This is a genomic window from Saccharopolyspora mangrovi (assembly GCF_035320975.1).
GTDB lineage: Bacteria > Actinomycetota > Actinomycetes > Mycobacteriales > Pseudonocardiaceae > Saccharopolyspora > Saccharopolyspora mangrovi.
Map to the genome: position 1 here is coordinate 100,394 of NZ_JAWLNX010000014.1, position 26,422 is coordinate 126,815.

Genomic DNA, 26,422 nt, shown 5'->3' on the forward strand with positions numbered 1-26,422 from the left:
CAGGAGGTGGCCGCATTGTCCGCAACGGTTGATCGTCAAGGGGCGGCGAGCGCCGAGAACGCGCTCGGTCTTCCCTTGGCGGAGACGGACCCGGAGGTCCATGCGGCCGTCAACCGGGAGTTGGCTCGGCAGCGCGACACGTTGGAGATGATCGCGAGCGAGAACTTCGCCCCGCTGAGCGTGATGCAGGCCCAGGGATCGGTGCTGACCAACAAGTACGCCGAGGGGTATCCGGGGCGCCGCTACTACGGTGGTTGCGAGAACGTCGACGAGATCGAGCAGCTGGCCATCGACCGGGTCAAGGAGCTCTTCGGCGCCGACTACGCGAACGTGCAGCCGCACTCCGGAGCTCAGGCGAACTCCGCGGTCATGGCCGCCCTGCTGGAGCCGGGCGACACCTTCCTCGGTCTCGACCTCGCGCACGGCGGTCACCTGACGCACGGGATGCGCTTGACCTTCTCGGGGAAGTACTTCGACGCCGCGGCGTACCACGTGCGCGAGAACGACCACCTCGTGGACATGGACGAGGTGAAGCGGCTGGCGAAGGAACGGCAGCCCAAGCTGATCATCGCCGGTTGGTCGGCCTATCCGCGGCACCTGGACTTCGCGGAGTTCCGGCGGATCGCCGACGAGGTCGGCGCCTACCTGATGGTGGACATGGCCCACTTCGCCGGGCTGGTCGCCGCCGGTCTGCACCCGTCGCCCGTGCCGCACGCGCACGTGGTCACCTCGACCACCCACAAGACGCTGGGAGGACCGCGCGGCGGTGTGGTGCTCGCCGAGGCGAGCTTGGCGAAGAAGCTGAACTCCAGCGTCTTCCCGGGGCTGCAGGGCGGTCCGCTCGAGCACGTGATCGCGGGCAAGGCGGTGGCGTTCAAGCTCGCCGGGGAGGACGCCTTCCGCCAGCGGCAGGAGCGCACCCTGGCCGGGGCGAGAATCCTGGCCGACCGGCTGCTGCTGGAGGAGAACGTCGGCGTGGTCTCCGGTGGAACCGACGTGCACCTGGTGCTGGTCGATCTCCGCAATTCCGAGATGGACGGCAAGCAAGCCGAGGATCGGCTGCACCAGGTCGGCATCACGGTGAACCGGAACGCGGTCCCGTTCGACCCGCGACCGCCGATGGTCTCCTCCGGCGTCCGCATCGGAACTCCCGCGCTGGCCGCGCGCGGCTTCGACGACGAGGACTTCCGCGAGGTCGCGGACATCATCGCGCTGGCGCTGCGTCCCGAGACGCCGCGAGCCGGCCTCGACGCCCTCGCCGAGCGCGTCGCGAAACTCGCCCAGAGCCGTCCTCTGTACCCGGAGCTGCAGGCATGAACGCGAACTCCACGCCGCCCGGCGCGGATCTGCCCGAACACCCTGACTTCCTCTGGCGCAACCCGGAGCCGAAGAAGTCCTACGACGTGGTCATCATCGGTGGCGGCGGGCACGGTCTGGCGACCGCGCACTACCTGGCGAAGAACCACGGCATCACCGACGTCGCCGTGCTGGAGAAGGGGTGGCTCGCGGGCGGGAACATGGCCCGCAACACCACGCTGATCCGGTCCAACTACCTGTGGGACGAATCGGCCGCGATCTACGAGCACGCCTTGAAGCTGTGGGAAGGGCTCGAGGACGAACTCGGTTACCCGATCCTGTTCTCCCAGCGCGGCGTGCTCAACCTCGCCCACACCGAGCAGGACGTTCGGGATTCGGTCCGGCGGGTGGAGGCCAACAAGCTCAACGGCATCGATGCGGAGTGGCTGAGCCCCGACGAGGTCAAGCAGGTCTGCCCGATCGTCAACGTCTCCGACGACATCCGCTACCCGGTGCAGGGTGCGACCTACCAGCCCCGGGCCGGGATCGCCAAGCACGATTACGTCGCTTGGGGTTTCGCTCGGAGCGCGGATGAGGCCGGGATCGACCTGATCCAGGACTGCGAGGTCACCGGGTTCACCGTGGACGGTGATCGGGTGACCGGCGTGCGCACCAGCCGCGGTGACATCGCCTGCGGGACCGTCGCGCTGTGCTCCTCCGGGCACACCTCCGTCCTGCTGGACGAGCTCGGCGTCCGCGCTCCCCTGCAATCGCACCCGTTGCAGGCGCTGGTCTCGGAGCTGCTGGAGCCGGTGCACCCGACCATCGTGATGTCCAACGCCGTGCACGTGTACGTCTCCCAGGCGCACAAGGGCGAGCTGGTGATGGGCGCGGGCGTGGACTCCTACAACGGTTACGGGCAGCGCGGCGCGTTCCACATCATCGAGCGGCAGATGGCCGCTGCCGTGGAGCTGTTCCCGGTCTTCGCCCGCGCGCACCTGCTGCGCAGCTGGGCGGGGATCGTCGACGTCACCCCGGACGCGAGCCCGATCGTCGGGCGCACACCGTTCGAGAACGTCTACGTCAACTCCGGCTGGGGGACCGGGGGGTTCAAGGTCACGCCGGGGCTCGGCTGGTGCTACGCGCACACCATCGCCCACGGCGAACCGCATCCGCACGTCGCACCGTTCAGCCTCGACCGCTTCACGACCGGAGCGCTCGTCGACGAGCACGGTGCCGCCGCCGTCGCCCACTGAAACCGAGGACTGCCAGCCATGCAATTGATCCACTGCCCTTGGTGCGGCCCCCGCGAGGAGGTCGAGTTCCACTACGGCGGCCAGGCCGACGTCGCCTACCCGGAGAGCCCCGCTGCTCTGTCGGACCAGGAATGGGCTGAGTTCGTGTTCTACCGCGACAACAACAAGGGGCCGTTCCCCGAGCGGTGGTGCCACAGCACGGGCTGCCGGCGCTGGTTCAACGCCGTCCGGGACACCCGCACCTACGAGTTCCTGGCCATCTACCGAGTCGGTGAACCGGTTCCCGGCGTTCCGGGCGTGGGATCGACGAAGCCGGAGGTGCGGGCATGAGCCGGGTCGACGGGTACGGCCGCATCGATCGCGGTCGCGCGCTCACCTTCACCTTCGACGGACGCACCTACACCGGCCACCCGGGCGACACCTTGGCTTCCGCCCTGCTGGCCAACGACGTTCACCTCATCGGCTCCAGCGTGAAGCTGGGGCGGCCGCGCGGGATCGGCGCAGCGTGGACCGAGGACGCCACGGGCCTGGTGCAGATCGAGCAGCCGTTCCCGGAACCGATGCTGCAGGCGGCCGCGGTCGAGCTGACCGACGGACTCGTGGCGCGAGGCGTCAACGGTCAGGGACGTCTCGCCGAGCACCCCGATCCGGCGCGCTACGACCGCAAGCACACGCACGTCGACACCGTCGTGATCGGGGCGGGCCCGGCTGGGCTGCTCGCCGCGCGCAGCGCCGCCCGCGCCGGGGAGAGCGTCGTCCTCCTCGACGACCGTGCCACCGCAGGTGGCAGCCTGACCGGCGCTGAGCGGATCGGTGGACGGCCGGCGCTGGAGTTCGTGGCGGAGGTCGTCGCCGAGCTGGCCGCGAACCCGGAAGTCCTGCACCTGCAGCGCACCACCGCGTTCGGCCAGTACGACGACGGGTTCGTGCTCGCCCTGGAGCGCCGCAGCGGCCACCCCGGTGCCGCGGTTTCGGCGAACCGCAGTCGTCAACGCGTGCACCGCATCCGCGCTCTGAAGGTCGTCGTCGCGGCCGGTGCCCACGAGCGTCCGATCGCGTTCGAGAACAACGACCTCCCCGGGATCATGCTCGCATCGGCGGCGCGGGACTTCCTGCACCGCTACGGCGTCCTCGCAGGGCAGCAGGTCGTCGTGTTCACCAGCGACGACGCCGCCTACTCCGCGGCGATCGACCTCTCCACCGCCGGTGCGGACGTGACGGTCCTCGACGCCAGGGACGATCTGCCGCCGGACTGGGCGGAGCGTGCGGCGGCGAGAGGCGTCGAGGTGTCCGCGTCCGCAGCGGTCATCCGCGCTGAAGGCGAGGAGCACGTCGGCGCGGTGATCGCGCGCAACCCAGGCGGAGAGGTGCGAATCCCCGCTGACCTGCTGCTCGTCTCGGGCGGCTGGAACCCGGCGGTGCACCTGTTCAGCCACGTCAAGGGTGCGCTGACCTACGACGCCTCGCTCGGTTCGTTCCGGCCGTCCGGGAGCCTGCCCGGCATCACGGTGATCGGCTCGGCCAACGGCACCCTCGACCTGGCCGGTGTCGTGCGGGACGGGGCCGGCGCGGAGGCGCCGGCGGTCGATGCGGAGCCCTCCCGCACACCGACGAAGGTGGTCTGGCGCACCGACGGGGACCCGTCCGAGCAGTTCGTCGACATCCAGCGCGACGCCACGGTGGCCGACATCCGCCGCGCGGTCGGCGCCGGGTTGCACTCGGTGGAGCACGTCAAGCGCTACACCACCATCGGCACCGCTCACGACCAGGGAAAGACCTCGGGCGTGATCGCTTCCGGCATCACCGCCGAGCTGCTGGGCCGCCCGATCGAGGACCTGGGCACCACGACCTTCCGGCCGCCGTACACACCGGTCGCCTTCGCAGCTCTGGCCGGGCGTGAACGCGGCAGCCTGTTCGACCCCGAGCGGATCACCGCGGTGCATCCCTGGCACGTCGACGCCGGTGCGGTGTTCGAGGACGTGGGCCAGTGGAAGCGAGCCCGCTACTACCCGGAGCCGGGCGAGGACATGGACACCGCTGTGCTGCGCGAGTGCGCGGCGACCCGGTCCGGTGTCGGCATCCTCGACGGCTCCACGTTGGGCAAGATCGATGTCCAAGGCCCGGACGCCGGTGTTCTTCTCGACCGGATCTACACGAACATGATGAGCACCCTCAAGGTCGGCCGGGTGCGTTACGGCGTCATGTGCGGCAACGACGGCATGATCATCGACGACGGCACGGTGCTGCGCATCGAGGAGAACCGCTTCCTGGTCACCACGACCACCGGCGGGGCGGCCACGGTCCTGGACTGGATGGAGGAGTGGCTCCAGACGGAATGGCCCGAGCTGCAGGTGCACCTCGCGTCGGTGACCGAGCAGTGGGCGGTCTTCCCGGTCGTCGGGCCGCGTTCGCGCGAGGTGGTCGGCGAGGTGTTCCGCGAGCTGGACGTGTCGAACGAGGCGTTCCCTTTCATGTCGTGGAAGGACACGCATCTCGACGGCGTTCCGGTCCGAGTCGCCCGGATCTCGTTCTCCGGCGAGCTGGCTTACGAGGTCAACATCAATTCCTGGTACGGGCTTTCGCTGTGGCAGCGGTTGCTGGAGGCCGGGAAGCGCTTCGGCATCACGCCGTACGGCACCGAGACGATGCACGTGCTGCGCGCCGAGAAGGGCTACCCGATCATCGGGCAGGACACCGATGGCACGGTCGCCCCGCACGACCTGGGCATGAACTGGGTGGTGTCGAAGAAGAAGGAAGACTTCATCGGCAAGCGCTCGTTCTCCCGCGCCGAGAACCTGAACCCGCTGCGGAAGCAACTCGTCTCGCTGCTCCCGACGGATCGGCGCACCAAGTTGCGCGAGGGGTCGCAGATCGTGGAATTCCGGGCGGACGGGGCTCTTCCCGAGCCACCGGTCCCGATGCTCGGGCACGTCACGTCCAGCTATCACAGCGCTGAGCTCGGCCGGCCGTTCGCGCTGGCGCTGGTGAAGAACGGCCGCGCCCGCGTCGGCGACCTGGTGCACGTCCCGGTGGACGGCGCGCTCGTCGAGGCGGAGATCGGCGAAACCGTGCTGGTCGACCCGGAAGGAGCACGCCGAGATGGCTAGAACGCTGCGCGCTGCGCACCCCCTGGAAGCCTGGAAGCACGCCCTGGCCGCGTTGACCTGGTCGATCGACGGCCTGGTGGTCAAGCCCGAGGAACTCGTGCCCGCCGCGGATCTGCGCATCGATCGCGCCGGTCCGGGTGCCGCGGCCGTGGAGCGCGCGTTGGGTTCGGCGCTCCCCGTCAAACCCAACACCTGGACCTCCACGCCGGAAGGCCAGATCGTCTGGCTGGGGCCGGATGAATGGCTCGTGACGAGCAAGGTCGCCCGCCCGCACGAGCTGGAGGGCTCGCTCGTCGAGGTCGTGTCCGCGCATGGTGGCGCGGCCGTGGACGTGTCGGCGCAGCGCACCGCGATCCGGGTGAGCGGCGGGCTGGCGCGCGAGCTGCTGTCGTTCGGGTGCTCGCTCGACCTGCGACCCGCTGCGTTCCCGAAGGGATCGAGCGCGCAGACCAGCATCGGGCAGGCCGGGGTGCTGATCCTCGCCCTGGGCGACGGTGACGACTTCCGGCTCTTCGTCCGGCCGTCGTTCGCGGGTTACCTCGCGGACTGGCTCCTCGACACGGCCGAGGAACTGCGCACCACCACCTAGCAGCAGGTCGGCCGTGACCGTGGGCACGGCCGACCTCCCACGAAGCATCCTCCGCGCGGTCACCCCAGACCGTTCAGTTAAGGAGCGCCCCCGCCATGAGCACCACCCCTCGTGTCGTCATCATCGGCGCCGGGATCGTCGGCGCCAATCTGGCCGACGAGCTCACCGAGCGCGGCTGGACCGAGGTCACCGTCCTCGACCAGGGACCGCTGCCCCTCACCGGTGGGTCGACCTCGCACGCACCCGGCGTCGTCTTCCAGACCAGCCCCTCCAAGACCATGACCGAGTTCGCGACCTACACGGTCGAGAAGTTCAGCAGCATCGAGGTGGACGGCGACCGGTGCTTCAACCAGGTCGGCGGGCTCGAAATCGCCACCACCCCGGAACGGCTCGCTGACCTGCACCGCAAGCACGGCTGGGCCACGTCCTGGGGTGTCCCCAGCGAGGTCGTCGGGCCGGAGCGGTGCGCGGAGCTGCACCCGCTGCTCGACCGCGAGCGCGTGCTCGGCGGTCTGCACACGCCCACCGACGGACTGGCCAAGTCGCCCCGAGCCGTCGCTGCCCTCATCCGCCGGGCTGAGGCGCGCGGAGCGGTGTTCCGCGGTTCGACCCGCGTGACGGAGGTCCTGCAGCACAACGGCCGCGTCGCCGGAGTGCGCGCGGACGGCGGTGAGGAGATCGCTGCGGACGTCGTGGTCTCCTGCGCCGGCTTCTGGGGCAAGGCCGTCGGCGAGCTGGTCGGCATGAAGGTGCCGCTGCTCCCGCTGGCCCACCAGTTCGTGCGCACCGGGCAGGTAGCGGAGCTGGTCGGGCGCAACGACGAGCAGACCGAGGCGAGCCTGCCGGCACTCCGCCACCAGGACCGCGATCTCTACTTCCGGGAGTACCACGACTGCCTCGGCATCGGCAGCTACGCCCACCGCCCGATGCCGGCGCAGCTGTCGGAGCTGCCCGAGGTCGACGGCGAGGACGTCAGCGAGGCGGCGATGCCCTCGATGCTGCCGTTCACCGAGGAGGACTTCGCCGCCTCGTGGGAGCACAGCAAGGAGCTCCTCCCGTCGTTGCGGAACGCGAAGATCGACTCCGGGTTCAACGGCGTCTTCTCCTTCACGCCCGACGGCGGTCCGCTGGTCGGCGAGTCGCCGGACGTCGCCGGGTTCTGGGTCGCCGAAGCCGTGTGGGTGACCCACTCCGCCGGTGTCGCTCGCGCCGTCGCCCAGCTGCTCGTGAACGGCCGCAGCGAGACCGAGCTCCACGGGTGCGACGTCAACCGGTTCGACGCGATTCAAACGACCGACGCCTACGTCGAGGAGACCTCGCAGCAGAACTTCGTGGAGATCTACGACGTCCGGCACCCGCTGCAGCCGAGGTTCTCACCCCGGGACCTGCGGGTGAGCCCGTTCCACGCGCGGCAGAAGCAACTCGGCGCGTTCTTCCTGGAATCGCACGCCTGGGAGCGGCCGCACTGGTACGAGGCCAACGCGCGCCTGGTGCAGGAGCTGCCGACCGAGTGGCAGCCGCCATCGCGCGACGCGTGGTCGGCGATGTTCCACTCGCCGATCGCGGCGGCCGAGGCGTGGAAGACCCGCACCGCGGTCGCCATGTACGACATGACCTCGCTCAAGCGCATCGAGGTCAGCGGGCCCGGGGCGGTGGCGTTCCTGCAGCGGCTGACCACCGGCAAGATGGACAAGTCGGTCGGCTCGGTGACCTATGCCCTGATGCTCGACGAGGCCGGCGGCGTTCGCTCCGACGTCACCGTGGCCAGGCTCGATGAGCAGCTGTTCCAGGTCGGGGCCAACAGCAATCTCGACGTGGACCACTTCCTGCGCGAGGCCCCGGACGACGGCAGCGTCCAGATCCGCGACATCACCGGCGGTACGTGCTGCATCGGCGTGTGGGGGCCGCTCGCCCGGGACCTGGTGCAGCCCTTGAGCGGTGACGACTTCTCCCACGAGGCGCTGAAGTACTTCCGCCTGAAGCGCGCGCACATCGCTGGTATCCCGGTCACCGCGATGCGGCTGTCCTACGTGGGTGAGCTCGGCTGGGAGATCTACACCAGCGCCGAGTTCGGGCAGCGGCTCTGGGACGCGCTGTGGGAAGCCGGACAGCCGCTGGGCGTCATCGCCGCAGGGCGTGCCGCGTTCAACAGCCTCCGCCTGGAGAAGGGCTACCGGTCGTGGGGCAGCGACATGACGACCGAGCACAACCCCTACGAGGCCGGCCTCGGGTTCGCCTTGAGCAAGAAGAAGACCGACTACGTGGGCTACGACGCGGTCGCCGACCTCAGCGCTGACACCGTCACCCGCCGCCTGGCGTGCCTGACCATCGACGACGGCCGCAGCGTCGTGCTGGGCAGCGAACCCGTCTTCGTCGACGGCGAGCCGGCCGGCTACGTGACGTCGGCGGCCTTCGGCCACACCATCGGCAAGCCGATCGCCTACGCGTGGCTCCCCGCACCGGCCACGCCGGGGACTTCGGTGGAGATCCAGTACTTCGACCGGAAGGTGCGCGCCACCGTCGCCGTCGAGCCGTTGGTCGACCCGGAGATGACCCGCATTCGCCGGTGACCCCCGAGCCGGGGTGCGCGGTCTGAAAAGGGGTCGGTGGCCGCGCACCCCACCCAAACCCTCGTCGGCCCCGGAGGCGTTGCGGGACCGACGCACGAGTCCTGCCATCACATTCCCAGCCCGCAGAGAAGAAGGACCGATGCCATGCGCATGGAAACCCTCGAACGTTTTCTGGGCTCGCTCTCAGACCGGGTAGCAGCCCCGGGAGGTGGGGCGAGCGCCGGGTTGCACGCCGCTCAAGCCGCCGCGCTGGTCGGGATGGTCGCCCGCTACAGCGACGGCGAGAAGTACTCCGAACACGCCGCGACGATCACGGCGGTGCGCAACGACACCGATCAGCTCCGCGAGCTCGCACTGACGTTGGCCGAAGACGATGCTTCCGCCTTCGGCGCGGTCGGGGCGGCCTACGCGCTCCCGCGCTCCACCGACGAGCAGAAGGAGGTCCGATCGCGTGCGATCGCGGCCGCCCTGATCGAGGCGGGCCGGGTGCCCGCGAGGGTGGTCGCCGTTGCCGAGCAGGTCGTCGGCTTGGCCGAACAGCTGCTCCCGATCGGGAATCGCAACGTCATCAGCGACATCGCCGCTGCTGCGGAAGCCGCCCGCGCCGCGGCGACCACCGCGCGCGTGAACGTGGAGGTCAACCTCAACGGGATCAGCGGTGCCGAGGAGCGGACCGAGCTGCTCGGCTCCATCGCCGAAGTCGACGACATCACCGCGCGTGCCGACAAGGTCACCGCCGCGGTGCGGGAGGTGGTCGGACGATGACAGGACAGCTCGTTTCCGACGAGCCGACCACGGCGGTGCTCAGCGGAGGGGCCCTCGCCAAGGAGATCCGGGCCGGGGTGACAGCGGCGGCGGAGACGCTCGCGGGAGCCGGCACACCGCCGCGCTTGGCGGTCGTCGTGGCCACGGACGACGAATCCACCGCCTGGTACGTCCGCTCGATCGCGAACGCCGCGTCCAAGACGGGAATCCGGTGCGACATCGTCGATCTCGGCCCTGAAGCGACGCCCGACCAGATCCGCGGCCGGCTCACCGAGCTGAGCGGGGACACGTCCGTGCACGGGATCATGCTGCAGACCCCGCTGCCCAGCGGGGCGTCCGTCGAAGACCTGGCGGCTTCGATCGCCCCGGAGAAGGACGTCGACGGTGCCAACCCGGAGTCGCTGGGGCGGCTCAGCGCCGGGATGCCCGCGTTCGTTCCGGCCACCGCAGCAGCGGTGCTGGAACTGCTGGACCACTACGAGGTTCCGCTCGCAGGTCGTCGGGCCGTTGTCGTCGGACGCTCCAACGTGGTCGGCAAACCAGCAGCCCAGCTGCTGCTGCAGCGCGATGCGACCGTGACCGTGTGCCACCGCCACACCCGTGATCTCGCCGCCCACACCCGCCCCGCTGAGGTCCTGGTGGTGGCCGTCGGCCGGGTCGGCTTGATCGGCGCTGAGCACGTCAACCCCGGTTGTGTCGTGATCGACGTGGGAACCAATCCGACGGCGGACGGCGGTTTGACCGGCGACGTCGACGAGGCGGAAGTGGCTGGTTCGGTGGCCGGTTTGACCCCGGTTCCCGGCGGCGTGGGGCCGGTGACGACGGCGCTGCTGCTCCGGCACACGATCGAGTCGGCTTCCCGGAGCCGAGCATGACAGGCCCGCTGCCCGCTGCCGTGGCACCGAGGGCTCCCGCAGCTGCTGTTGGCACACTGCTGGGACTGCTCCGCGGTCCGCGCAAGCTGGTGTGCGGAATCCTCAACGTCACACCGGATTCGTTCTCCGACGGCGGAGCCTACTGGCACAGCGGCGCTGCCGTGCGGCGTGGCCTCCGCTTGGTCGAGGAGGGCGCTGACATCCTCGACATCGGCGGTGAGTCCACTCGGCCGGGTTCGTGCCCGCCCAGCGTCGCTGAGGAGCTCGACCGCGTGGTGGGGGTCGTCGAGCAGCTGGCAGCGCAGACGGACGTCCCGCTGTCGATCGACACCTCGCGACCGGAGGTGATGCGGGAAGCCGTGGCCGCGGGCGCAACGTTGATCAACGACGTGCGCGCGCTGCGCCATCCCGGTGCGGTCGAGGTGGCGGCGGAGTTGGGCGTGCCCGTGTGCCTGTCGCACATGCTCAGGCCGCCGAGCCTCATGCAGCACGACCCGAGCTACGACGACGTGCTCGTCGAAGTGGCCGCGTTCCTCCGGGAGCGGATCGACGTGTGCCTGAGCGCGGGGATCCCGCGGGAGCACATCGTGATCGACCCGGGGTTCGGGTTCGGCAAGACCCTCGAGCACAACCTGACCTTGCTGCGATCGCTGAGCTCGTTCACCGAGCTCGGCGCACCTGTGATGGCTGGTCTGTCCCGCAAGACGATGCTCGGCCAGATCACCGGACGGCCGGTCGGTGACCGGGAGGCGGCTTCGGTCGCCGCCGCCGTGCTGGCGGCGCAGCGCGGGGCGAAGGTGCTCCGGGTGCACGACGTGGCGGCCACGGTCGACGTGCTCAGGGTGCTCGACGCCGTCGAGGGTTGAGGTGGCCGGGCGGTCACATGATCGCCCGGATCGCCTTCTCGAACCCGGCGACGTGCTCTCCGGCGATCTCCTCGGCTTTCCGGCTCTCGCCGTCTGCGACTGCTCGCAGCAGGCCGACGTGCTCGTCGACGTGCCGGTCGAAATGGGTGATCCGGTCCAAGAACACGCAGAAGATCCGAGTGGCGAGGTTGTTGTAGCGCACCAGGGTGTCTTCCAAGTGGGGATTGCCGGCGGCGCGGTAGATCGAGCGGTGCACCCGCAGATCCCACTGCATCAGCTCGTGGCGCGACTTGAGCATGACGTCGTCGTCCTGGATGGCGTCGGCCAGCTCGGTCAGCTCGGTGCGCATGATCTCCGGCGCGTTCTCGGAGGCGCGGCGGGCGGCCAGCGGCTCGAGGTGCACGCGGATGTCGGAGATGTAGGCGAGGTCGGTGATGTCGACGCCGGAGGCGAAGGTGCCGCGGCGCGGGTAGGAGACCACCAGCCGATCTACTTCGAGGCGCTTGAGCGCCTCGCGGACGGGCGTGCGGCCGATGCCGAGGGCTTCGCTCAGCGCCAGGTCGTCGATGGGTGACATCGGCGGGATGTCGAGCATGATCAGCTGGTCCTGGATGGCGGCGTACGCGCGTTCGGCCATCGAGGTGGGCGCTGGTTCGAGCTCGTGCGGGCCAGTGGTCACGGAGGTCATGTTAGGGGCTGAGATCGGCACGGACGTACACCACCACTTCATAGATGTATCTATTACGCAAGACTGATATATTAGCGGATCCCGCCGCGTACGAGGAGTCGCCGCTGACCATCTCCGCGTTCGACCTGGTCAAGGCCGGGATCGGGCCCTCGAGCTCGCACGCGGTCGGCCCGATGCGGGGCTTTCAAGATCCTGGGATGCTGAGGAGATCCGCATGAATCGCACCTTGAGCTGCCCGAACCGCACGGGCGTCGTCCGCGCCGTCAGCGGCTACCTGGATACGATCTCGAGGGTCTGGTCGTCGTGAGTGCTGCGTTCCGAGCGCTGGCGGCCCACGGCCGGGAAATCGGTGGCGCATGACTTCCGGAGCGGCTGGGACGGCGCGCGGAGGCGCTGCTCGTTTCGACGACCTCCGCGCGGGAACCGCGCTCCGGTTCCCGGCACCGTCCGGCGTGCTGATCGCGCACCAGCCGGAGGAGGTGGCACCGGTTCTCGATCAGGTGCACCGGGCCACGTCGAACGGTCGGTGGGCCTTCGGGTTCCTGGTGTACGAGGCCGCGGCAGGACTCGATCCCGAGTTCGCCGTCCACCCTCCGCAGGAAGGGTTGCCGCTGGCCTGGTTCGGAATCACGGACCCGCCCACGCAGGTCCCCGTCGTGAGCAGCCACCTCGAGACGGGTGACTTCGACGTCGGGTGGAAGCCGGATTGGTCGCCGCAGGAGCATCGGGCCCTGGTGGACCGAGTTCGGGAGAGGATCGCGGCGGGGGAGACGTACCAGACGAACCTCACCGTGCGGATGCGCGGGAGTTTCTCCGGTGACCCGGCTGGGCTGTACCGCGACCTGGCGACCGCCCAATGCGGAGCGCACAACGCCTACCTCGACCTCGGGCGGTTCGCGATCGCCAGTGCGAGTCCGGAGTTGTTCTTCGAGCTGCGGGGCGACGAGGTGTTGTTGCGGCCCATGAAAGGAACCGCGCCCCGTGGCCGCGATCAGCAGGAAGACCTGGACCTGGAACGCGCGCTGCGCGGGTGCGCGAAAGAACGGGCTGAGAACGTGATGATCGTTGACTTGATGCGCAACGACGTCGCGCGGGTCGCGGTGCCGGGCAGCGTGAGGGTCCCGTCGTTGTTGTCGGTGGAGCGGTATCCCACCGCACTTCAGCTGACCTCGGACGTGGTCGCGCGGCTGCGTCCCGGTACTGGTCTGCGCGAGCTCTTCCGGGCCCTCTTCCCCTGCGGTTCGGTCACCGGTGCGCCGAAGATCAGCACGATGCACCTGATCCGCGAACTCGAGGCCGACCCGCGTGGGGTGTACTGCGGCGCCGTCGGCTGGGTCGCACCGCCGTCGGCCTCGGTCAGAGCACGGTTCAACGTCGCCATTCGCACGGCAGTTGTCGACCGGGAAACCGGCCGGGCCCAGTACGGCACCGGCGGTGGGATCACCTGGAGCTCGGATGCGGCTGCAGAGCACCGCGAGTTGCTCGTCAAAGCTGAGATCCTCCGCCGTTCCGCGGTGAAGTAGGGCATCGACCTCGTTGCACGTGAGAAGAGCTGACGATCGCGCAGCCTCCTTCTCCTGAGATCGTCGCGCGCGTGCCCTCTTTCGTGATCCCACTCCCGAAAGGTGCGCTGCGCGTGGCATGAGCGCCAGTCCGGCACCGCCGGACGTCGCCGTGTGCTGAAGCGCAGCAACCGACGAGGTGCCTCGTGCGGTACGAGGCACCTCGTCTGCGGCGGCGAAGGGGACGGGATCCGCTAGTACCTCCCAGATTCCTCAGCCGGCTCTTCGACCGCGGCGGGGGATCCGGGAAGTGGTTGGTTGGCGGACTCCTTGGTGAACCACATCGAGATCGCGCCGATGGCACCGGCTCCCATGAGGTACCAGGCGGGCCACATGACGTCGCCGGTGGTGGCGATCAGCGCGGTCATGACCGAGGCGACGGTGCCGCCGAACAGGGACACGGAGGTGTTGAAGGAAATGGACAGCGCTCCTTGACGGACACCGGTCGGGAACAGGGCCGGCAGGATCGACGGCATGGTCGCGCTGAAGACCACGAGCATGAGACCCATGATCAGCAGGCCGGTGAAGACGGTGCCGGTGGTGTTCTGCTGGATGAGCAGCACGGACGGAACCGAGAGCACCGCCAGGGCGATGCATCCGCCGAGGACCACGGGCTTGCGGCCGACGCGGTCCGAGAACCGCCCGATGAACGCGATGACGATCAGCATGATGCCCATGACGGCGATCTGCAGCAGGTAGGACTCGGTCTCGCCGATGCTCGGTGGCAGCACGTCGGAGAGGTAGGTGGGCATGTAGGAGGTCAGCATGTAGTTGGTGACGTTGAAGACCAGCACCAGCCCACCGCACTGCAGCATCGCCGGCCAGTGCTGCGCGAAGATCGTCCGGACCGCCTTCTTGGCGTGCTGCTCCTTCTGGTCGGCTTCTTCGACGAGTTTCGCGAATGCCGGGGTCTCCTCCAACTTCATGCGCAGGTACAGGCCCACGATTCCCAGCGGTCCGGAGATCAGGAACGGGATTCGCCATCCCCACGACAGCAGATCTGCTTCGGACAGCGTCGCGTTGAGGACCATGACGACGACCGCGCCCAGGATGTAGCCGACCAGAGTGCCGAACTCGAGCCAACTGCCCAGGAAACCGCGGCGTTTGTCCGGTGCGTATTCGGCGATGAACGTCATCGCTCCGCCGTACTCGCCACCGGTGGAGAAGCCCTGGACCAGCCGGGCGATCAGCAGCAGCATCGGCGCGGCGACGCCGATCGTGCTGTAGCTGGGGATGATCCCGATGCAGAAGGTGCCGACCGCCATCAGGATCATCGTCGTGGAGAGCACGCGGGTGCGTCCGATCCGATCACCCAGCAGCCCGAAGAACACGCCGCCCAGCGGTCGTACGAGGAAGGCCGCCGCGAAGGTGCCGAAGGTCGCCAGCAGCTGCGCGGTCGGGCTGGAGTCGGGGTAGAAGACCTTGCCGATGGTGGTCGCCATGTAGGCGAAGACCCCGAAGTCGAACCACTCGGTGACGTTGCCGACCGCTGCTGCGGTGACCGCGCGCTTGACCAGTGGGGGAGCGACGACTGTGGAAGAGGTGTGTGCTGTGCGTTTTTCCGTGGGAACTTCCGCTGACATGGTGTTCGGCACCTGGCGCGGTGCCGCCTCCTTTCAACGTCGGGTTCCTGAAAGGCCATGGGGGCCGGTCAGGCGGAACTGGCGTTGGTGACGGGAGAAGAGCTGCTCGAAGGGCTGATCTCGCGCGTTGCGCGCTCGGCTCGTATCCGGCCGCGGACCCTCCGCCTCGTCAGCACTGGCTGTGCTGCCGTGGCTCACGCCGAGATTTCCGTTTGTTGCGCAATGGGGAACATGGCTCGTTGAATGCAACAGCCTTGCCTCGCTCGGTGGCCTTGTCAAGGGTGCCAGCGGCCCGAAGCGCACTGTGATCACCGAAGATCAGCGTTCTGACCTGCGCAAATGGAGATCAATTGGGATCGCAGATTAATATATCAATCGTCGATCAGTCGTCCGGAAAGGGTGTTGCGGGCTTGACGTCGGCTCTGCGAATACCGGACGATGCGTGGCGACGGAGGCCGCGCTCGGGCTTCGGCGCAGGGACGAGCTTCCCCGGTGACTGGCCGCGCCGCGCAGAACGGTTGCCGCACCGGCGAGGTCACGCCGGGGGATCATGTCTGGCTGTCGTCAGAGCACGCGTGACTCATCAGCCCGCGCTCAAGGATCGATCCTCATCCCATCGCGTCCAGCGGCCTTCGCCTGGTACATGGCCTCATCGGCACGAGCGAGGGCCTCGTCAGGACTGTCATCCTCGCGCAAACCGACATAGCCCAGGCTCGCGCTGACCGCGCAGGAGGAGCCGTTCAGGTGGACGGGTTCGTCGAAGGCCTCCTGAACTCGCCTGCAGAACACGTGAGGATCCTCGGGTGCGGGGTCGAGGAGGATCACGAATTCATCGCCGCCCATTCGCGCGAGCGTGTCCGTCCGCCGAATGCAGTCGTGAACGCGAGCTACGGCCGTGCGCAACACGGTATCCCCCGCCTCGTGCCCCAGCGCGTCGTTGACTTCTTTGAAGTGGTCCAAGTCGGCGTACAGGAGGCCGAGGTGTCGAGGCTGCTGACCCTGCGAAAGAGCCCTGTCGAGGCGGAGCAGCAGAACGGTCCGCGTTGACGCCCCGGTGAGAGGGTCATGGTTGGCCTGGTAGCTCAGTTGCCGCCGGGCCACGTGCAGCTGGCGAAGAGTGATGAGCTGTCGCACGACCACCAGCGCTACAACGCCGAGGAGCGCGTACACCTCGCCGACGTGCGGATCACCGGTGGAGATCGTCGTGAAGAGCGTCCACCCGAACACGACGGCGAACGGTGCGTACGGAACGAACAAGAGGGGCGTCTGCGGAACTGCTCGTGGAAGTCGCCGATCGCGCGCCGGCGCAGCCAGCAGGAGCAGTGACGGCCCTACCATGTAGCCGACATCCGCCACGATCGGAGGCGTCGAGTACTTGGCGATGGCGTAGAGGTACGTCGCATCCGACGCGTCGATCGCGACAAGGCCGGCCACCAACCACACCAGGGGGAAGCGCAGGGTTCCGTACAGCGCGATCGCGAACAGAACTGCGATGGTGATCAGGACCAAATCGGCCAGGGTGTAGGAAGACACCACGAGAAGTCTGATCGCACGGACGGTGTCCGCTTGCCGAACCACGCTGAAAGCGATCTTCCAGCTCAGTGCCAGCACGCTCACCGCGATGATCAACCCGTCGAGCAGGACGACCACGCGCGACGGGGCTTGCTCTGCAACCGCCCCGTGATCCTCCTTCGTCAGGACGAACAGGGCCAAGAGCGAGAACAGCGGGAGTCCGAGATAGACCGCGTTCGCAGCATTCGGGAACGTCATCGGATCGATGCTGCGGTACCAGGTCCACAGCGCGTGCGCGGTGGCGAAGCAGGCGAGTGCCAAGACCATCAGCCATCGCCAGCGCCGCTCGTCACCTGACCGGCGCCACCCGATCCAGGCGAACGTCGCGGCTGCGGCGACGGCGGCGATCACACCGGTCAGGTCTGCGACGAGCTCGCTGACCGCAGTCCCCAGCACACCCGAGAGCACCAGCGCAACGGCAGCGACGTTGGCGACGGCGAGCGCAGCGAGGTGGACGCCGGTCGTGCTGACCGCCGCCAGGCACCTGGGGTGTCGTTCGGGCATGCTCGCACCGGACCTGGTGTTCCGGACGTGACGTCGTCGCGCCGGAACAGACGACTGGGCGAGCCATTCGGCCCCCAACCCTCACGATAGCGCCCCACCTGCGATCGGTCGCGGGCTCCGAGCACGTCGGCATCCCGTGCTCGCGGCTGGACCACCCAGGAGCTGCGCTTCGTACCAGGCTGCTCCTCCGCGCGAGGGTCAGCACGCTCGTCGAGATCGAAAACCCCGATGGTGCGGCAGGTGCAGGAGGTGAGGGATTCGTCAGGTCGGGTCAGTCGTCCTCGCAGGTGCGTCGGCGTTCGAGGAAGACGGTGTCGCGCCAGGCACCGTGGTGCTGGGCGATGCGTTCGCGCAGTCCGACGGTGCGGAAGCCCGCGGAGGAGTGCAGGGCGATGCTGGCCCGGTTCTCCGGGAAGATGGAGGTTTGCAGCGTCCACAGGCCGTCGGCGTCGGCGGCGGTGACTTGCTTGTGCAACAAGGATTTTCCGACGCCGCGACCTCGGAAGTCCTCGCCGACGTAGACCGACGTCTCAGCCACGCCCGAGTAGCAGTCCCGGTTGGACACCGGAGTCGCGGCGGCCCACCCGGCGACCTGCCCGTCGACCTCGGCGACCCACCGGTGGTCCGGCAGCCACTTGGCCTCCAGCGACTTGCGGGGCGGGACGTCGGTTTCGAAGGTGGCGTTCCCGGTGGCGATTCCTTCGGCGTAGATGCGACGCACGTCCGTCCAGTCGTCGGGTCGCAGCTGCCGGACGGTGACGTCCTCGGGGGGGTCGTCCGGGCAGCAGGGGCGGGCGACGACACCCATGACGGCGTCGGCGGCGTGCGGCAAGCCGGTGCAGCAGGCGGTGTTGACCGAGACGAAGGTGGTGGTGCGTTCCCTGTGCAGCAGCACGAACCCGACGTCGGCGAGCTTGCGCACGTGGTGCGAGCAGGTCGACTGGCTGATGCCCAGCTGTTCGGTCAAGGTGCCCACGCTGATCGTGCCGGCCGCCGCCACCGCGTGCAGCAGGCGGACGCGGGTGGGTTCGGCCAGGCACGCGAACCACTCGGCGTAGGTGGCCGCGTTCTCGGCCGGCAGCAGTCCGGTCTCAGGAGCCGTCGTCGTCATGCCCCGAGTATCGACCCGGATCGATGGTTGCGTCAATCGATGCGCGTCGATACAGTCGAGGTAACTTCATCGAAGCTGATCGATGCAAAGGGGTGCGCCGTGGACGAGTTTCCGGTTGTGGTGGTGGGCGCGGGCCCGGTGGGCCTGGCGGCGGCTGCGGAGGTTCTGGAGCGGGGTCTGCAGCCGTTGGTGCTGGAGGCGGGGCCGGAAGCCGGGTCTGCGGTGCGGGAGTGGTCGCACGTGCGGTTGTTCTCGCCGTGGTCGGAGTTGATCGACCCGGCCGCGGCGCGGTTGCTGGAGCGTCAGGGCTGGCAGGCGCCGGACCCGGCGGCGTACCCGTCGGGTGCGGAGTGGGTCGAGCGCTCTCTGCGGCCGCTCGCGGCGGCGTTGGGGGAGCGGGTGCGCTTCGGCGCCCGGGTGGTGGGCGTGGCTCGCCGTGGCAGGGACCGCGTCGTGGATGCCGGACGGGAGTCCGAGCCGCTGACGGTGCACGTCGAGACGGCGGGCGGCGAGGAGCGGATCACCGCGTGGGCGGTCATCGATGCCTCCGGGACGTGGCGCAGCCCGAACCCGCTGGGCGGTGACGGGCTCCCGGCGGTCGGAGAGCGCGCCGCGCGGGACCGGATCAGCTACCAGGTGCCCGACGTCTCCGATGCGCAGGTCCGGGCTCGGTTCGCCGGCAAGCGCATCGCCGTGGCCGGTAGCGGGCATTCGGCCCTGACCGCGTTGGTGGCCTTCGCCGGGCTGGCGGAGGAGGTGCCGGGCACGGAGATCGTGTGGGTGCTGCGCCGGGGCCGCTCGGGGGATGTGTTCGGTGGCGGCGAGGCCGACCAGTTGCCCGAGCGCGGGGCGCTGGGGCTGCGTGCCAAGCAGGCGGTCGAAGCCGGGCACGTTCGCGCGGTGCCGGGTTTTCGCACGGCAGCGGTCGAGGCCGATGGGGATGGCCGCGTGGTGCTGACCTCGTTCGAGGGGAACAAGAGCGAGCCCGTCGATGAGGTCGTGGTGCTGACCGGGTTCCGGCCGGAGCTGTCCTGGCTCTCGGAGATCAGGTTGGGTCTGGACCCGGTGCTGCAGGCGCCGACCGCGCTGGCGCCGTTGATCGATCCGAACGTGCACTCCTGCGGCACCGTGTACCCGCACGGGGCCAAGGAGCTGGCACATCCGGAGCCGGGCGTGTTCGTGGTCGGGATGAAGAGCTACGGCCGGGCGCCGACCTTCTTGGCGATGACCGGTTACGAGCAGGTCCGCAGCGTGGCCGCCGCGATCGCCGGCGACACCGAGTCCGCCGAGCGGGTGGAGCTCGTCCTGCCGGAGACGGGGGTGTGCGGTGGGGCCGGACTGTTCGACGAGCCCGAGGCCGAGCAGGGCGGCGGCTGCTGCGCCGCGCCTCAGCAGACCGTCGAGCTGGCGGCGCCCGGAGCCGCTGAGCGCTGACCGGATGCGCTCCGAGGAACGGACGACCGCCGCCGCACCGCCCGTCGAGGCCGTGCGGCGGCGTCGCGCGCTCATCGCCCTGTGCATCACCGAGATCACCAGCTGGGGCGTGCTGTACTACGCGTTCCCGGTGCTGGCCCCGGCGATCACGCGGGACACCGGCTGGTCGCTGCCCGCCGTGACGTGGGCGTTCTCGGCCAGCCAGATCGTGTCCGCCGTGACCGGGATCGCGGTCGGGCGGTGGCTGGATCGCCGTGGCCCGCGTGCGGTGATGACCGCGGGCTCGGTGCTGGCCGTGCCCGCCGTGCTCGGGATCGCGCACGCCCCGAGCTACGGGTGGTTCCTGCTGGCGTGGTCGGTCGCGGGGATGGCGATGGCGGCGACGTTCTACCCGCCCGCCTTCGCGGCGCTGACCCGCTGGTACGGGCCTGACCGCGTGCCTGCGCTGACCGCGTTGACGCTGGTGGCGGGCCTGGCCAGCACGGTGTTCGCGCCGCTGACCGCAGCGTTGAACGACCACCTCGACTGGCGCGGCACGTACGTGGTGCTGGCCGTCGTGGTCGGCGTCGTCACGATCCCGCTGCACGCCGGGTTGCGGTTGCCGTGGCCCCATCGCGCCCACGACGACTCCACGGCCACCGGGAAGGCGGCTGAGATCGCGCGCAGCCGCCCGTTCTCGGCGCTGCTGGCGACGATGGCCCTCGGCGGGTTCGGGGTGTACGCGGTGGTGATCAACCAGGTTCCGCTGCTGACCGAACGCGGCTTCGACTCCCACCTGGCGGCCTGGGCGCTCGGGCTCGGCGGCGTCGGGCAGGTCCTGGGCCGTCTCGGCTACGCGCCGCTGCAGCGACGCACCGGAGCTCGTGGCCGCACCGTCGTCATCCTGCTGGCCTGCGCGGCGACCACGCTGGTGTTGGCGGTGGTTCCGGGACCTGCCGGGCTGTTGATCCTCGCGGCGATGCTCGTGGGCATGGCCCGGGGCGTGTTCACCCTGCTGCAGGCCACCGCCGTCAGCGACCGGTGGGGCACCGCCGCCTACGGGAGGTTGAGCGGCCTGCTGTCGGCGCCGCTGATGATCGCCATCGCGCTCGCACCGTGGGGCGGCTCGGCGATCGCAGCCACCCTGGGCGGGTTCCCGGCCCTGTTCCTGGTGCTGGCCGCCATCACCGGGGTGAGCGCGCTGCTGGCGTTGGCCACCCGTCCCTCCGCTGGGATGAGCGGTTAGCCAGCGGCCTGTGCGAGGCGTTGCGCGATGTCGGCGACCGCTGGTTTCGCGGTCCGCGCGGCGCCCACCAGGGTGGCCGAGGCCCACCCGGTCCAGTCGCCGTAGCCCAGCAGGTGCAGCCGTGGTTCCTGGACGCTGCGCGTTGCTTCGGTCGGGACGATCCCGTTCTCGGTGCGCAGGCCCAGCGGCGCGAGGTGTCGCAGGGCGGGGCGGAAGCCGGTGCACCAGATGATCGCGTCGCAGTCGAGTGCCCGGCCGTCGTCCCAGGCGATGCCGCGCTCGGTGAGCCGGTCGAACATCGGCTCGGCGCGCAGCGCTCCACGCTGACGAGCCTCCAGCACGCTCGGGGCCATCACGATGTCGCCCAGCTGCCGCACCCCGCCGTCGTCGGGCAATCCCGCGCGGCGTGCGGCTTCGCGCTGGGTGGCCACGTCGAACAGGACCCGGCCATCGACGTCATCGGGCATGAACCGCGGTGGACGAGCGGTGACCCAGGTCGTGTCGGCCACAGCGGAGACCTCGGCGAGGATCTGGGCCGCTGAGTTGCCGCCTCCGACGATCACGACGTGCTGGTCGGCGAACTCCTTCGGGCACCGGTACGACTCGGTGTGCGACTGCCGCCCGGCGAAGACCTCGCTTCCCGGGCACGAGGGCAGGTGCGGTTCGCTCCAGGTTCCGGTCGCGCTGATGACGACGCGCGCCCGCCACGTCCCGCGGTCGGTGTCCACGGCCAGCCACGCACCGGCGTCGTGGACACCGTTCACGCGCACGGGTCGCTGCACTGGCAGCTGATAGCGCCGCTCGTAGTCGGCGAGATAGCTCACGACGTAGTCGGCGGTGGGGAACTCCTCCCCGGGCTGGCGAGGCATCCACCACCCGGGGAGCGGGCTGTGCTCGGCGGGCGAGAACAGCCGCAGCGAGTCCCAGTGGTGCCGCCACGCCCCACCGGGCTCGGGCTGGTCGTCGAGGATGACGAAATCCAGCTTCGCGCGACGGAGGAAGTACCCGGCCGCCAGACCTGCCTGCCCACCGCCGATCACCACGACATCCCGGGCCTCGGGCACCACGACCTCCATCCGCCTGAGTCGAACAGTTCGCGCACCCTGCGCGGCGAGGCGCCGATCACAGCGCGACGGGAAACCTGCCGTCGAGCTTGCGTCCCTATCTCGATGGATGTCAAGTTAGACGCATGCCGAAACACGACGTCCTGATCGTCTCACGGGACGAGGCCGAACCGTGCGCCTCCGCCGTGATGCGGGAGCCGCTTACCGTCGACCAGGCCGCTGACCTGGCCAAGGTGTTCAAGGCCATCGGCGAGCCGGTGCGCCTGCGCCTGCTGTCGCTGATCGCCTCCCACGCCGGCGGCGAGGCCTGCGTATGCGATCTGACCGACGCGTTCGAGCTGTCCGGGCCGACGATCTCGCACCACCTCAAGGTGCTGCGCGAGGCCGGGGTGATCGAGGGCGATCGGCGCGGGACGTGGATCTACTACCGCGTCAAGCCCGACACGTTGCGGCTGCTGTCGGAATCGCTGGCCCCGGCGCAGGACGTGGCGGTGACGGCATGACCCAGACGCAGGACAACGCGGTCGTGGCGAAACTGTCCACGCTGGACCGATTCCTCCCGGTGTGGATCGGCGCGGCGATGGTCCTCGGCCTGCTGGCCGGACGCTGGATCCCCGGACTCGGCCCCGCACTGGACACCGTGGCCATCGACGGTGTTTCGCTGCCGATCGCGCTGGGTCTGCTGGTGATGATGTACCCGGTGCTGGCCAAGGTCCGCTACGACCGGCTGGACACCGTCACCGGCGACAAGCGGCTGATGGCCTCCTCGCTGCTGCTGAACTGGGTGCTGGGCCCGGCGCTGATGTTCGCGCTGGCCTGGGTGTTCCTGCCGGACTTGCCGGAGTACCGGACGGGGCTGATCATCGTCGGTCTGGCGCGCTGTATCGCGATGGTCATCATCTGGAACGACCTGGCCTGCGGAGACCGCGAGGCGGCCGCGGTGCTGGTCGCGCTGAACTCGGTGTTCCAGGTGATCGCCTTCGCCGCGCTGGGCTGGTTCTACCTCTCCGTGCTGCCGGGCTGGCTGGGCCTGCCCCGAGTTGGCCTGGAGGTTTCGGCCTGGGAGATCGCCAAGAACGTGCTGATCTTCCTCGGCATTCCGCTGGTCGCCGGCTACCTCACGCGCAAACTGGGTGAGCGCGCCAAGGGCCGTGACTGGTACGAGTCCCGGTTCCTGCCCAAGATCGGTCCGGTCGCGCTGTACGGGCTGCTGTTCACCATCGTGATCCTCTTCGCCTTGCAGGGGGATGCGATCACGTCGAACCCGCTGGACGTCGCGCGGATCGCGCTGCCGCTGCTGGTGTACTTCGCGGTGATGTGGGCGGGATCGTTCGCGCTCGGCAAGGCCATCGGCCTGAACTACGAGCGTTCGGCGACGTTGTCGTTCACCGCTGCGGGCAACAACTTCGAGCTGGCCATCGCGGTGGCGATCGCGACCTTCGGCGTCACCAGCGGTCAGGCGCTGGCCGGTGTCGTGGGTCCGCTGATCGAGGTGCCGGTCCTGGTCGGTCTGGTCTACGTCTCGCTGGCGGCTCGACGCTGGTTCAACCGTCCCTCCACCACCACGGAGGCCGACCATGTCCACACCACCACCTAGCCACCACGACGCCGAGGAATTCCGGCCGAGCGATCAGCAGGTCGCCGCACTTCTCGACCACGCCGCCGCGGAACTCCGGCAGCAATTCCGCGGCGTGTTCGACGAGGAGACCATCCACCACGTGGTCTCCGAGACCTACCGGGAGCTGGCCGCCACCGCTCGCGTGCACACCCACTTGACCACCCTGGCCACCCGCTACGCCCGCGAGCGGCTGGTCGATATCGCCCAGCACCAAGGAGCCCCCGTGTCCTCCACCCCCGAGGTCCTGTTCGTCTGCGTCCACAACGCCGGACGCTCCCAGATGGCCGCCGCCCTGCTGCACCACCACGCCCGAGGCAAGGTCGCGGTCCGCTCGGCCGGCTCCGCACCGGCCGACGTGGTCAACCCGGCCGTGGTCGAGGTGATGAACGAACTCGGCCTGGACCTGTCCCAGGAGTTCCCGAAGAAGCTCACCACCGACGCCGTCGAAGCCGCCGACGTCGTCATCACGATGGGCTGCGGCGATGCCTGCCCGGTGTTTCCCGGCAAGCGCTACCTCGACTGGGAACTGGCCGATCCCGCCGGACGAGGTGTCGAGGCCGTCCGGCCGATCCGCGACGACATCGACCAGCGCGTCCGCGCCCTGCTGGCCGAGCTCGTGCCCGAGGCCGCGCAGTGAACGACGGCCCCCGGTGCGGTGCCTGACCCGCGCGAGACGGTGCGCGGGTCAGGTCCGTCTCCCCACCGCGGCCCAAACGACCGCGGCAAACGTTGCACAGCACGAGCTTCCTGAAACAGGTTGAATCAGAACGCTCTTCGTCGTCCCGCGTGTCCTGTCTCCAGTCCACCCGGGTGGGGCATTCCCGAGGTGTCCTTGAACCGGCTTTGACGCGGACATCACCGGCAGCCAGCGCCCAGGCAGTCGAAGTGCAGGAACATCCTGCCGTCGAGCCGGATGACGTAGTCCTCGCGTTGGGCCGGGGTGCCCGCCGCGGTGACCACGCCGTGCACGGTCACCGCGGCGTTGCCCGGTGTCGACGCCGTGCACTCGACGGTGAAGTCGGAGCCGAGGCGGGCGTTCTCGGCGCCGGTGCTGCGGCAGGTCGGGCGCTCTCGTAGCAGAACGCCGTGCTGCGCCATCTCCACCCGAGCGCCCAGGGACACGGCGTTGCGGTACCCGGCGGCCGAGATCGCCTTGGCCGGGTCTGCGCAGCCGGTGACCACCAGGGCGACCACTGCCAGTGCCAGCGCCAGTCCGGTCCTCATCTCCCACTTTCCGTCGCGGCCTCGATGGTCTCCACCACCACGTCCGGACATTCCCATGCCAACTGGTGCCGGCTGCCGGGCAGCAGGCGGTGGCAACCTCCCAAGAGCCGCGCCAGGCGGGCGTGGCACCTCGTCCACCGCACGGCCGAGTTCGCGCGCATCCCCCCGACGGCGGTGAGAACCCACACGGGTACTGGAGGGAACGTCGTGCGCTGTCGGAGCACGGCCAGGTCTCGCAGCATCGGCCCGAAGGCGAGGTATTCCTGCCATGCTGCGGTGATCGCGGTCGGGGAGCGGAAGCGGGCACGTCCGGCAGCTCGCACCGCCGGTGGCAGCGGTCGGGACGTTTGCGCACGCGCAGTGGCCGTCCAGATGGCTGGTCCGAACGGTGCGATGCAGGTGGCCGCACGGCGGCCCAGCGCTTCTGCGGCTAGCAGCGACCACTCCGGGTGCGGCGAAGCGCTGCCGCAACTCGGGTCCAGCAGCACGAGCGCGCGCAGCGAGCTCGGATGCCGTCGACCCATCGCCTCGGCGTGCAGCGCCGAGACCGAATGTGCGACCACCACCGCACCGCCGTGTCGGTCCGCGGCGGCGCTCAGTCGGTCGGCCTCGTCGTGCAGGATGGGCAGCCCTGGTCGAGGAGTGCACCCGTCGAGACCGGGGCGTTCCAGCCGATGCACGCGCTGCAGCGGCGACAAGGCGGTCAGGACCGGCTCCCAGTCGTAGGCAGCACCGGCCATTCCCGAGGTCAGCAGCACCGCGGGCGATTCAGGCATCGAAACCACCCGCGGATCGCGTTCGACGGGCGTGGTTGACGGCCAATGCGATCAGCCACGTCGCGACGAGGCCGAGCTGCACCCGTTGCGTCACCCCGGCGCCCGTGCCCATCCACAGCGCTCCCAGCGTCGCGACCGTTGCCAGCCCGGTCATCGAACACCACGCCCAGCCCCAGCGTGCGCGCGGCCCGATACCGGCCCTGGCCAGTCCGCCCATGGCCACGAGCATGCCCAGCGCCGCGACGGAGCTGGTCATCTCGTGCACCGTGTGGGTGGCGGGGAGGGCTCCCACGAGCTCTCGCACCGCGCATCCCGAGTCGACGTAGCTCGCGCACGTCATCGGGGTCAGCGCTCCGTCCAGCCCGGTGGCGACGCCGAAGACCAGCAGACCGCTCCACCCCACGACCCCGCCGCCGCTGCACCGGATCCCGGCCACGGCGGCTGCGGCGGCCAGCAACCCGGCGAGTCCGTCACCGATGCGGAAGAGCCGGCTTCCCGGCTGGTCACGGGCGGCGAATTCGCTGACGTAGCCGTTGAGCGCGTCCAGGTCCGGATTGATCCACGGTCCCAACAGCCACAGGCTGTAGAGGACAGCGGCGCACCCGCAGCATCCTGCGACTGCACGTGCCTCCCACCGGGCCGCGACCCGGGCATCGGAGTCGGCCAGCATGAACTGTCCTAGGGTCGTGAGGTCAGCGTCGATCGTCCACTGCATGCCAGCGTAGGTGGAGGAGGTA

General features: G+C 69.5%; 23 protein-coding genes and 1 pseudogene. 16 read left to right on the top strand and 8 right to left on the bottom strand.

What is annotated here, in order from left to right; translation table 11 throughout:
* Positions 1-75 precede the first annotated feature (75 nt).
* The 9 genes from glyA (at position 76) to folP (ending at position 11,324) form a co-directional block, all read left to right on the top strand.
* Entirely contained in the window at positions 76-1,317 is a 1,242-nt protein-coding gene (gene glyA / locus R4I43_RS20200; RefSeq protein ID WP_324267220.1) for a serine hydroxymethyltransferase, read from the top strand.
* Entirely contained in the window at positions 1,314-2,552 is a 1,239-nt protein-coding gene (locus tag R4I43_RS20205; RefSeq protein ID WP_324267221.1) for a sarcosine oxidase subunit beta family protein, read from the top strand. Before glyA ends, R4I43_RS20205 begins: the two co-directional genes overlap by 4 nt.
* An 18-nt stretch (positions 2,553-2,570) precedes the next feature.
* Entirely contained in the window at positions 2,571-2,882 is a 312-nt protein-coding gene (locus R4I43_RS20210; protein WP_324267222.1) for a sarcosine oxidase subunit delta, read from the top strand.
* Positions 2,879-5,659: a 2Fe-2S iron-sulfur cluster-binding protein gene (locus R4I43_RS20215; protein ID WP_324267223.1), complete on the top strand. Its 2,781-nt coding sequence runs from the start codon at positions 2,879-2,881 to the stop codon at positions 5,657-5,659. Before R4I43_RS20210 ends, R4I43_RS20215 begins: the two co-directional genes overlap by 4 nt.
* Positions 5,652-6,248, top strand: coding sequence for a sarcosine oxidase subunit gamma (locus tag R4I43_RS20220; RefSeq protein WP_324267224.1), 597 nt, complete (start codon positions 5,652-5,654; stop codon positions 6,246-6,248). The genes R4I43_RS20215 and R4I43_RS20220 overlap by 8 nt, the downstream gene beginning before the upstream one ends.
* A gap of 95 nt (positions 6,249-6,343) precedes the next feature.
* Entirely contained in the window at positions 6,344-8,818 is a 2,475-nt protein-coding gene (locus tag R4I43_RS20225; protein ID WP_324267225.1) for a GcvT family protein, read from the top strand.
* Between the two features lie 144 nt (positions 8,819-8,962).
* The gene (locus R4I43_RS20230; protein ID WP_324267226.1) at positions 8,963-9,583 is read left to right on the top strand and encodes a cyclodeaminase/cyclohydrolase family protein; all 621 of its coding nucleotides are present in this window, start codon (positions 8,963-8,965) and stop codon (positions 9,581-9,583) included.
* Entirely contained in the window at positions 9,580-10,458 is an 879-nt protein-coding gene (locus tag R4I43_RS20235; RefSeq protein WP_324267227.1) for a bifunctional 5,10-methylenetetrahydrofolate dehydrogenase/5,10-methenyltetrahydrofolate cyclohydrolase, read from the top strand. The genes R4I43_RS20230 and R4I43_RS20235 overlap by 4 nt, the downstream gene beginning before the upstream one ends.
* The gene (gene folP, locus R4I43_RS20240; RefSeq protein ID WP_324267228.1) at positions 10,455-11,324 is read left to right on the top strand and encodes a dihydropteroate synthase; all 870 of its coding nucleotides are present in this window, start codon (positions 10,455-10,457) and stop codon (positions 11,322-11,324) included. Before R4I43_RS20235 ends, folP begins: the two co-directional genes overlap by 4 nt.
* A 13-nt stretch (positions 11,325-11,337) precedes the next feature.
* Here folP and R4I43_RS20245 read toward each other — a convergent pair whose 3' ends face one another.
* Positions 11,338-12,012: a GntR family transcriptional regulator gene (locus R4I43_RS20245; protein ID WP_324267229.1), complete on the bottom strand. Its 675-nt coding sequence runs from the start codon at positions 12,010-12,012 to the stop codon at positions 11,338-11,340.
* Positions 12,013-12,116: 104 nt separating this feature from the next.
* Between R4I43_RS20245 and R4I43_RS34340 the strand changes: the two are divergent.
* Together R4I43_RS34340 and pabB are read left to right on the top strand one after the other, a co-directional pair.
* A pseudogene (locus tag R4I43_RS34340) lies at positions 12,117-12,227 on the top strand (serine dehydratase beta chain); the annotation flags it as partial.
* Between the two features lie 141 nt (positions 12,228-12,368).
* Positions 12,369-13,535, top strand: coding sequence for an aminodeoxychorismate synthase component I (gene pabB, locus R4I43_RS20255; protein WP_324267231.1), 1,167 nt, complete (start codon positions 12,369-12,371; stop codon positions 13,533-13,535).
* Positions 13,536-13,768: 233 nt separating this feature from the next.
* On the opposite strand, the gene R4I43_RS20260 is transcribed toward pabB, so the two are convergent.
* From R4I43_RS20260 to R4I43_RS20270, 3 genes are all read right to left on the bottom strand, one after another.
* Positions 13,769-15,157 carry an MFS transporter gene (locus R4I43_RS20260; RefSeq protein WP_324267232.1) on the bottom strand — a complete coding sequence of 463 codons (1,389 nt, stop codon included), beginning with the start codon at positions 15,155-15,157 and terminating at the stop codon, positions 13,769-13,771.
* Positions 15,158-15,751: 594 nt separating this feature from the next.
* On the bottom strand, positions 15,752-17,233 hold the full coding sequence (locus tag R4I43_RS20265) for a GGDEF domain-containing protein (protein ID WP_324267233.1): 1,482 nt from the start codon (positions 17,231-17,233) through the stop codon (positions 15,752-15,754).
* A 271-nt stretch (positions 17,234-17,504) separates the two neighbouring features.
* Positions 17,505-18,344: a helix-turn-helix domain-containing GNAT family N-acetyltransferase gene (locus tag R4I43_RS20270; protein ID WP_324267234.1), complete on the bottom strand. Its 840-nt coding sequence runs from the start codon at positions 18,342-18,344 to the stop codon at positions 17,505-17,507.
* Positions 18,345-18,443: 99 nt separating this feature from the next.
* Between R4I43_RS20270 and R4I43_RS20275 the strand changes: the two genes are divergently transcribed.
* Positions 18,444-19,778: an FAD-dependent oxidoreductase gene (locus R4I43_RS20275; protein WP_324267235.1), complete on the top strand. Its 1,335-nt coding sequence runs from the start codon at positions 18,444-18,446 to the stop codon at positions 19,776-19,778.
* A 4-nt stretch (positions 19,779-19,782) separates the two neighbouring features.
* Entirely contained in the window at positions 19,783-21,003 is a 1,221-nt protein-coding gene (locus tag R4I43_RS20280; RefSeq protein ID WP_324267236.1) for an MFS transporter, read from the top strand.
* On the opposite strand, the gene R4I43_RS20285 is transcribed toward R4I43_RS20280, so the two are convergent.
* The gene (locus R4I43_RS20285; protein WP_324267237.1) at positions 21,000-22,079 is read right to left on the bottom strand and encodes an ArsO family NAD(P)H-dependent flavin-containing monooxygenase; all 1,080 of its coding nucleotides are present in this window, start codon (positions 22,077-22,079) and stop codon (positions 21,000-21,002) included. The genes R4I43_RS20280 and R4I43_RS20285 overlap by 4 nt on opposite strands.
* A gap of 113 nt (positions 22,080-22,192) precedes the next feature.
* Here R4I43_RS20285 and R4I43_RS20290 point away from each other — a divergent pair, with 113 nt between their 5' ends.
* The 3 genes from R4I43_RS20290 to R4I43_RS20300 are packed head-to-tail and all read left to right on the top strand — an operon-like array spanning position 22,193 to position 24,322.
* Positions 22,193-22,570 carry an ArsR/SmtB family transcription factor gene (locus R4I43_RS20290; protein ID WP_324267238.1) on the top strand — a complete coding sequence of 126 codons (378 nt, stop codon included), beginning with the start codon at positions 22,193-22,195 and terminating at the stop codon, positions 22,568-22,570.
* Positions 22,567-23,664 carry an ACR3 family arsenite efflux transporter gene (arsB, locus tag R4I43_RS20295; RefSeq protein WP_324267239.1) on the top strand — a complete coding sequence of 366 codons (1,098 nt, stop codon included), beginning with the start codon at positions 22,567-22,569 and terminating at the stop codon, positions 23,662-23,664. Before R4I43_RS20290 ends, arsB begins: the two co-directional genes overlap by 4 nt.
* Positions 23,645-24,322 (top strand): arsenate reductase ArsC, encoded by a 678-nt coding sequence (locus R4I43_RS20300; protein ID WP_324267240.1) that lies wholly within the window; start codon positions 23,645-23,647, stop codon positions 24,320-24,322. The genes arsB and R4I43_RS20300 overlap by 20 nt, the downstream gene beginning before the upstream one ends.
* A 218-nt stretch (positions 24,323-24,540) precedes the next feature.
* Here the strand turns inward: R4I43_RS20300 and R4I43_RS20305 are convergent, their stop codons facing one another.
* Genes R4I43_RS20305 through R4I43_RS20315 form a run of 3 tightly spaced genes read right to left on the bottom strand, consistent with a single transcriptional unit; the run spans position 24,541 to position 26,400 of the window.
* Entirely contained in the window at positions 24,541-24,909 is a 369-nt protein-coding gene (locus R4I43_RS20305; protein WP_324267241.1) for a hypothetical protein, read from the bottom strand.
* Positions 24,906-25,685 carry an alpha/beta fold hydrolase gene (locus tag R4I43_RS20310; RefSeq protein ID WP_324267242.1) on the bottom strand — a complete coding sequence of 260 codons (780 nt, stop codon included), beginning with the start codon at positions 25,683-25,685 and terminating at the stop codon, positions 24,906-24,908. Before R4I43_RS20310 ends, R4I43_RS20305 begins: the two co-directional genes overlap by 4 nt.
* On the bottom strand, positions 25,678-26,400 hold the full coding sequence (locus tag R4I43_RS20315) for a DUF998 domain-containing protein (RefSeq protein ID WP_324267243.1): 723 nt from the start codon (positions 26,398-26,400) through the stop codon (positions 25,678-25,680). Before R4I43_RS20315 ends, R4I43_RS20310 begins: the two co-directional genes overlap by 8 nt.
* Between the last annotated feature and the right edge of the window lie 22 nt (positions 26,401-26,422).

Coding starts and splice junctions, on each gene's coding strand:
- R4I43_RS20285 (WP_324267237.1), bottom strand. CDS start 22,079: ATGGAGGTCGTGGTGCCCGAGGCCCGGGATGTCGTGGTGATCGGCGGT.
- R4I43_RS20265 (WP_324267233.1), bottom strand. CDS start 17,233: ATGCCCGAACGACACCCCAGGTGCCTGGCGGCGGTCAGCACGACCGGC.
- R4I43_RS20315 (WP_324267243.1), bottom strand. CDS start 26,400: ATGCAGTGGACGATCGACGCTGACCTCACGACCCTAGGACAGTTCATG.
- R4I43_RS20290 (WP_324267238.1), top strand. CDS start 22,193: ATGCCGAAACACGACGTCCTGATCGTCTCACGGGACGAGGCCGAACCG.
- R4I43_RS20220 (WP_324267224.1), top strand. CDS start 5,652: ATGGCTAGAACGCTGCGCGCTGCGCACCCCCTGGAAGCCTGGAAGCAC.
- R4I43_RS20245 (WP_324267229.1), bottom strand. CDS start 12,012: ATGACCTCCGTGACCACTGGCCCGCACGAGCTCGAACCAGCGCCCACC.
- R4I43_RS20230 (WP_324267226.1), top strand. CDS start 8,963: ATGCGCATGGAAACCCTCGAACGTTTTCTGGGCTCGCTCTCAGACCGG.
- R4I43_RS20280 (WP_324267236.1), top strand. CDS start 19,783: ATGCGCTCCGAGGAACGGACGACCGCCGCCGCACCGCCCGTCGAGGCC.
- R4I43_RS20305 (WP_324267241.1), bottom strand. CDS start 24,909: ATGAGGACCGGACTGGCGCTGGCACTGGCAGTGGTCGCCCTGGTGGTC.
- R4I43_RS20235 (WP_324267227.1), top strand. CDS start 9,580: ATGACAGGACAGCTCGTTTCCGACGAGCCGACCACGGCGGTGCTCAGC.
- R4I43_RS20260 (WP_324267232.1), bottom strand. CDS start 15,157: ATGTCAGCGGAAGTTCCCACGGAAAAACGCACAGCACACACCTCTTCC.
- R4I43_RS20215 (WP_324267223.1), top strand. CDS start 2,879: ATGAGCCGGGTCGACGGGTACGGCCGCATCGATCGCGGTCGCGCGCTC.
- pabB (WP_324267231.1), top strand. CDS start 12,369: ATGACTTCCGGAGCGGCTGGGACGGCGCGCGGAGGCGCTGCTCGTTTC.
- folP (WP_324267228.1), top strand. CDS start 10,455: ATGACAGGCCCGCTGCCCGCTGCCGTGGCACCGAGGGCTCCCGCAGCT.
- arsB (WP_324267239.1), top strand. CDS start 22,567: ATGACCCAGACGCAGGACAACGCGGTCGTGGCGAAACTGTCCACGCTG.
- R4I43_RS20225 (WP_324267225.1), top strand. CDS start 6,344: ATGAGCACCACCCCTCGTGTCGTCATCATCGGCGCCGGGATCGTCGGC.
- R4I43_RS20310 (WP_324267242.1), bottom strand. CDS start 25,685: ATGCCTGAATCGCCCGCGGTGCTGCTGACCTCGGGAATGGCCGGTGCT.
- R4I43_RS20300 (WP_324267240.1), top strand. CDS start 23,645: ATGTCCACACCACCACCTAGCCACCACGACGCCGAGGAATTCCGGCCG.
- R4I43_RS20205 (WP_324267221.1), top strand. CDS start 1,314: ATGAACGCGAACTCCACGCCGCCCGGCGCGGATCTGCCCGAACACCCT.
- R4I43_RS20270 (WP_324267234.1), bottom strand. CDS start 18,344: ATGACGACGACGGCTCCTGAGACCGGACTGCTGCCGGCCGAGAACGCG.
- R4I43_RS20210 (WP_324267222.1), top strand. CDS start 2,571: ATGCAATTGATCCACTGCCCTTGGTGCGGCCCCCGCGAGGAGGTCGAG.